The 6596-nt window shown below is 66.4% G+C and carries 5 protein-coding genes; 1 reads left to right on the top strand and 4 read right to left on the bottom strand.

The features are described from left to right. Positions 1 to 915: 915 nt before the first annotated feature. Positions 916 to 2061 (bottom strand): PPE family protein, encoded by a 1146-nt coding sequence (locus AO501_RS09105; RefSeq protein WP_055577413.1) that lies wholly within the window; start codon positions 2059 to 2061, stop codon positions 916 to 918. A 625-nt stretch (positions 2062 to 2686) separates the two neighbouring features. Next, positions 2687 to 3742 (bottom strand): IS110 family transposase, encoded by a 1056-nt coding sequence (locus tag AO501_RS09110; RefSeq protein WP_055577414.1) that lies wholly within the window; start codon positions 3740 to 3742, stop codon positions 2687 to 2689. Positions 3743 to 4063: 321 nt separating this feature from the next. On the opposite strand from AO501_RS09110, the gene AO501_RS09115 reads away from it, so the two are divergent. Next, a complete protein-coding gene (locus tag AO501_RS09115; protein ID WP_197419806.1) occupies positions 4064 to 4813 on the top strand; it encodes an IS110 family transposase in 750 nt (249 codons plus the stop codon). Between the two features lie 25 nt (positions 4814 to 4838). On the opposite strand, the gene istB is transcribed toward AO501_RS09115, so the two are convergent. Both istB and AO501_RS09125 read right to left on the bottom strand, forming a co-directional pair. Beyond that, entirely contained in the window at positions 4839 to 5651 is an 813-nt protein-coding gene (gene istB, locus AO501_RS09120) for an IS21-like element helper ATPase IstB (protein ID WP_055577415.1), read from the bottom strand. Next, a partial coding sequence (locus tag AO501_RS09125) for a Mu transposase domain-containing protein (RefSeq protein ID WP_419775669.1) occupies positions 5648 to 6596 on the bottom strand: 949 nt, incomplete at its 5' end. The genes istB and AO501_RS09125, both read right to left, overlap by 4 nt.

Below are 6596 nucleotides of genomic sequence, written 5' to 3' on the forward strand. Positions count from 1 at the left end.
CTCGAGCTTGGCCCAGAACCCCCGATCGGCCGGAGTCAACGGCTCCGAGATCCGCAACACCGGAGTATTGCCCACCAACCCGGCGGGCTGGCGGTGACTTTCGGCGGCGGGCTGGCACTGTACGGGGCTGCTCTGGCGTTTCGCCAACGCCGTTGACCGTGGAGTGCACGAAAGGCGAGATTCCAAAGATTTCAATGGTGAGCGGGAGAAGTTGTTGTCCATCTGATCGTCGCTTTCTGGCAACAGGCCACAGACGCGGCCATTGGCAAGGGGCAGCGGCCACCGGCCGTCGTGACATGCACAAACGGCCTGGCGCTGACCAATCAGCGACGAATTAGGCGCAACCGAATCAAGAGATCTTGACCGGTCAAAACAGCGCGAAGCCCGCGCGGCGGGCCCCGCCCCGCCAGTATGTTCTGCTGCCACCCCGGACTCGCACCGGCAGCCGCCGCCACGACAACACCCAAAGCGGCAATGGCAGCGCCCGGCGAGTTAGGCAGCACGCCAACCGCAAACGCTTCGTGGTGATCTACCGTCGGCGACCCCTTCGACACATGCGGATGGTCGACGTTGACGGCAAATTGACTGCCGAACGAGGCAACCAGAGCATGCGGCGGGTGGGAGGCAGGAACCTGCGACCGCAACACGGAGTGCCCACCGAAGACAAGCACCCACATCGCGACGCCGACCGCCACGACCGCCACACCGGCGGCAGCCCGCCACCGAGGCCGCCCAAAGACGCCGACGCGACCCGCGTCCGTTCGCATCCGCACTGCCCCCATACCCCTCGAGGGTACTCGGCCTCGCGGGGCGCCGCCACTATGAATGCTTGGGCACAAGCGCGTTTCTCGGCCGGGCCAGTGCGAGGCCGCACTCGGCGGCGACACTCGCTGAATAAGACTCACTCGCAGTTCTTTAGCCCAGCAACTGCGTGGGCATCACCCTGGGCTTGACACCATAGCGTGGCGCGACGCCATAGCCTGCGCGATCGGCCGCGGCCAAGGCCGGCATACCGGCTGCGACCGTCGTCGCCGTGCCCCCTTCCACGGGGGCCGTCCATCCCGAGCCGACCAGGGTGGCGCCACCAGGCGCAGCCGAGGTGACCGTCGTCCACGCTGTCGGCACGGACAATTTCCCGACCGAGGACGCCGAGCCCATAACCACAGATACCGGCGACCCGCCGGAAACTGCGGCTGCCGGCCCCGCCGTGCCCGCCAGAATCGTTCCGAAACTCGGCGGAACGACAGCACCGGCAGCGGCCGAAGCGCTCTGCGACACACCATGACTGACCCCACCGGCAACCGCTTGGAACATGCCCGAAGAACCGACGCCTCCTATCAGGCCGGTGATGCTATAGGCGTCGTTCCAGATACCAATGTTCGATCCCGAGCCAACAAGGTCGTTCAAGAAACCGTTGGTGCTGGAAACGAGTCCCGCAGAAGAAGACTCGGCAGAGCCCGCCAGGGGAGACGCCACCGGTTGCACCGCGGCTTGGCTGACTGCTGCGGCTTGGGCGCCCGGCCCGACCGGGTTGGTGGTCTGTGTCGGCGAGGTCAGCGGGTTCAACGTTGCGGCGCTTGCCGAGGATACCTGGTAGCCGTACATGGCGACGGCATCTTGGACCCACATCTGGGCGTAGGAGGCCTCGGTCGCCATGATCGCCGGCGTGTTCACCCCCAGGAAATTCGTGGCGACAAGGGCTGCCAGCTGAGCCCGGTTGGCCGCTATCTGGGCCGGGGGCACCGTCATCGCAAACGCTGCCTCGTAGGCAGCCGCGGATGCCATGGCCTGACTGGCTGCGTGTTCAACTGCCGCGGCGGTGATGTTCATCCACCCGATGTAGGGCTCGGTCGCGGCGGCCATGACTGCCGACGACGGGCCCACCCACGGCCCGCCCGTCAGCTCAGAGATCACCGACTCGTAGGCGGAGGCTGTGGTAGTCAACTCGGCGGCCAGGTTGTTCCAAGCCGCCGCAGCGGCCATCATCGGCCCGGGGCCCGGGCCGGTATACATCCATGTTGAGTTGACCTCCGGGGGTAGCGCTCCGAAATCGACAAGCATTTCTTTCACCTAACTCTTGCTCATTGAACGATTGCGTTCCGTTCAGTGCCGGCGTCGCCCGCCAGGCGCCCTAAACGGCTGCCGGCTTGGGCATCACGGTGGGCTTAACGCCATAGCGCGGCGCACCCAAGCCGCCGGACGTCCCTGCCCTTGCCACCGACGGCACATGCCGGCTGGCAAAGTTGTCACCGCTGCAGCCCCTGGCGCGGCGCTGGCCGAAGCCGCGCCTGCCCCGCCGCCGGGGGCCGCGCCTCCCGCTGGTGCGGTTTCAGCGGCCCAACTGGCGGGCGCAGCCAACCCGCCGACCGACGATGCTTGGCTCGCAACACCCGCGAGCAATGGCGCCCCACCGGCGCCGGATGCGCCGACCGGCCCCGCCGCACCGGCGGCCGGAGAAAGTCCGCCCAGCCCGCCCGAAGCGAGCCCTCCGGCGCCCAAAGTCTCGGCGCCGTCAGCCACGGAACCGTTGCCCCCCAGCGATGTCCAGGAGAACAGACCCGACGCACCGCTCCCAAACGTATTCATCTGCTGTATTCCGATGAGGCTGCCGTTATTCAGCGCTCCCGGGATGAGACCAAACTGTCCAAACTGGGTCAACTGATCGATGATGACGCTCCTATAGATGTCAAGTGCTGAGTTGGGCGTAGTCGGCGCGGAGTGCGTGGAAGATCTCGCGGGCCAGGTAGCGCTTTTGGCAGCGGATGATTTCGGGCATGGACAGACCTTCGGTGGTGCGGCGGTCGGCGTAGGCGCGGCTGCGGGGGTCGTAGCGCAGTCGCACGACGGTGGCGATGTGCAGCGCGCTGTTGCTGGCGCGGTCGCCGCCGCGGTGTAGCCGGTGGCGGTGGGTTTTGCCTGAGGACGCTGGGATTGGGGCGACGCCGCAGAGGTGGGCAAATGCGGCTTCGCTGCGCAGCCTGTCTGGGTTGTCGCCGATGGTGACCAGCAGTGCCGACACGGTCTCTGGGCCGAGCCCGAATATGGCGGTGGTGGCCGGTGCGGCGGTCTGGGTGAGTTCGTCCAGTTGCTTTCGTAGGGAACGTGTTTCGGTGTCGAGATGCTGAGCCCTTTGGGCGATCGAGCGTAGGGCTTGTTTGGCCGACTGGGCGGGGTCGAGGAGGTTGGTCGGGTCGGGTCGCAGACGTGCGCAGGCGGTGACGAGCTGCGCCGAGGACAGAGAACGTAGCTGGGTGCGCAGGGGTTCGGGTGCGGTGATGACTATCGAGCGCAGGGTGTTGAGGGCGGCGGTGCGGGCTTTGACGGCGCCGTTGCGGGCGACGCGCAACATCCGGATGGCTTCGATGGGGCCGTCGGCGAGCTTCGGCGCTCCGCTCGCTTTGCCTGCCAGTACGGTTCTTGCTGCTGCTTCGGCGTCGATCGGATCGCTCTTACCGCGTTGGCGGCGGAGTCGTCGGTCAGGTCGGGGAACTTCGAGTACCTCGATGGACTGCTGGTGCAGGTAGCGGGCAAGCCCGGCCCCGTAGGCGCCGGTTCCTTCGACACCGACCTGGCCGAGTTTCCCCTTCGACCGCATCCATGTGAGCATCGATGCGTAACCTGCTGGTGTGGCGGAGAATTCGGCATCAGCGATCAGCCGCCCGTTGCGATCGATGACCGCGGCGTGATGGGTGGCGCAGTGTGTGTCCACGCCGCCGCTAACGAGTCGTTTGCTGCCGGCCATGTGCGCGGTAGCCCCTTTCCGTAAGTCGGGCCGTGCGGAAAGGGGTGGACAGCCAGTGATGGGCCGCGGGCGAGCACGCTCCTGACTTGTTGAATGACAACCGGATACCGCGAAGATCTTTGTTTTTCGCAGTGTCCGAGGGTGCCGGACGGCGTTGGCTCGCACTGCTCCTTGCCGCCTGAGGGCTGGCTCATTGATAGCGTGCCGCCGCCGTCTGGCACCCGTGCGGTGTGGCTCGACAGAGGCATGCAAGTAGATCGACTTGAAGTCAGGGTGCCCACCGCGCACGTCCCATCCCAACGAGCGCAAGGCCGCTAACCCGTGATTCTGATCGGTATTGATCCGCACAAGTCCACCCATACCGCAGTCGCAATCGACAGCTCGGGCAAAAAGATTGCTCAACGCCGCCTCCCGGTCAACGCCGGGACTTTCCGGCAGTTGATTTCCTGGTGCCAGCACTGGCCGCAGAGAAGGTTCGCCGTAGAGGGCGCCGCCGGGTTGGGCCGCGGTATCGCCCAGCAGCTCGCTGCGGCCGGCGAGCACGTCGTCGATGTTCCCTCCACGTTGTCGGCGCGAGCCCGGATGCTTGCCACCGGCGGCAACCGCAAGACCGACGCTGCCGACGCGCTGCACGTCGCCCATGTCGCGTTGTTCCGCCCGGATTTGCGCCGCGTCTGCTCTGAAGACCAGACCACCATCTTGCGGCTGCTTACCGAACGTCGCGATGACCTGGTCAGCGAGCGCACCCGCCTGCTCAATCGGCTCCACGTCCTGCTGCGCGACCTGGTCCCCGGAGGAGCGCCCACCGCGCTATCTACTGACAAGGCCGCCGACATTCTCAAGTGGATCAGGCCGATGACCGCGACCGACTGCTGTCGGCGCGACCTCGTCCGTGACCTTGTCGCCGACCTGCGGCGCTTCGACCGGTTGATCAAAGGCAGCGAAACGCAGATGCGTGATGCTTTGAACGCCACCGGAACTACGCTCACCGAACTGCCGGGAATGGGCATCGTCCTTGCCGCCAAAGTCCTGTCAATGGCCAAGTTGGAGTATCCGCTGGTGGCCAGTTGAAAGTATCCACCCCGTGCGGTAGTTCCTAGGTTGGTGTGGGCCGCTCCTTCCGGTGTTTGGCGTCTTTCATGCGGTAGGAGTCGCCGTCGGTGATGACGACGGTGGCGTGGTGCAGCAGGCGGTCGAGGATGCTGACGGCGGTGGTCTGCTCGGGTAGGAACCGACCCCATTGCTCGAAGGGCCAGTGCGAGCCGATGGCCAGTGATCGTCGTTCGTAGGCGCCGGCGACCAGGCGGAACAACAACTGGGTGCCGGTGTCGTCTAGGGGCGCGAATCCGAGTTCGTCGAGGATGATCAGGTCGACTCGCAGCAGCGATTCGATGATCTTGCCGACGGTGTTGTCGGCCAGGCCGCGGTAGAGGGTTTCGATGAGGTCGGCGGCGGTGAAGTAGCGGACTTTGTGCCCGGCGTGGATCGCGGCGGTCCCCAGCCCGATCAGGGTGTGAGACTTACCGGTGCCGGCTGGGCCGATGATCGCCAGGTTGTGTTGCGCTCGAACCCATTCCAGACTCGACAGGTAGTCGAACACTTTCGGCTGGATCGAGGACGCGGCCACGTCGAAGCTGTCCAACGTCTTGGGGACGGGGAACGCCGCGGCTTTGAGGCGGTTGACGACGTTGGAGGCATCCCGTGCGGCCAGTTCGGTCTCGACCAGGGTCCGCAGCACTTCCTCGGGGGTCCAGCGTTGGGTCTTGGCGGTGATCAGGACTTCGGGTGCAGTGCGCCGCACCGCGGCCAGCTTCAACCGCCGCAGCCCGGCGTCCAGATCGGCGGCCAGCGGCGGAACCGATGGTGGTGCAACGGGTTCGGTGGCGGTCACCGGTGGCGGCGTGGTCATGAGATCACCTCGCCGTCGGAGGTGACCGGGGTGATCTTGTAGGCGTCTAGGGAACGGGTCGGGGCCACCGGCAAGTCCAGGATCAGCGCGTCGCCGGCCGGGCGGGGCTGGGGTGTGCCGGTGCCGGCGGCCAGAATGGAACGCACGTCGGCGGCCCGGAACCGGCGAAACGCCACCGCCCGGTGCAGCGCACCGACCAGGGCGTCGCGGCCGTGGGCAGCGCCCAGGGCGAGCAGGATCTCCAACTCCGAGGCCAGGCGGGTGTTGCCGATGGCCGCCGCACCGACCAGAAACGCCTGCGCATCCTCACCGAGATCGCAGAACTGCTTTTCCACCGTGGTCTTCGGGCGTGGCCCGCGGCTGGGTGCCGGCCGGGGTCCGTCGTAGTGGTCGTCGAGGATCGAGACACCACCGGGGGCGACGAGTTGGTGTTCGGCCACGACCACCCCGGTCGCGGGGTCGAGCAAGACGATCGCGCCGTGGTCGACGACCACGGTCACCGTGGTGCCGATCAACCGCATCGGCACCGAGTAGCGGGCCGACCCGTACCGGATACAGGACAGTCGGTCGACTTTGCGCAGCACCGAGGGTGCCCCGATCTGCAACCGAAGGGACGGGAGCGGTTGCAGCAGTTCACGTTCGACGATCAGGCGTTCGTCGGGGATGGCGCAGATCTCTGAATGGGTCGCGGCGTTGACTTCCGCGCACCACACTTTGGCTGCGGCGTTGGCATCGCGCAGAGTAATCGGTTGCCCGGTGACGGCGGCCTCGGTCAACAGCGGTACGGCCAGATCGTCCTGGGCGTAGCCGCACAGGTTCTCCACGATCCCCTTGGACTGCGGGTCGCTGGCGTGACAGAAATCCGGGGCGAACCCGTATTCTCTGAACTCAACGTCTGTGCTGCCCAGCGTCGCCGACATGTGCTCAGGAATCGGTTGTGACCGT

It is taken from the genome of Mycobacterium gordonae (assembly GCF_001417955.2).
GTDB lineage: Bacteria > Actinomycetota > Actinomycetes > Mycobacteriales > Mycobacteriaceae > Mycobacterium > Mycobacterium gordonae_B.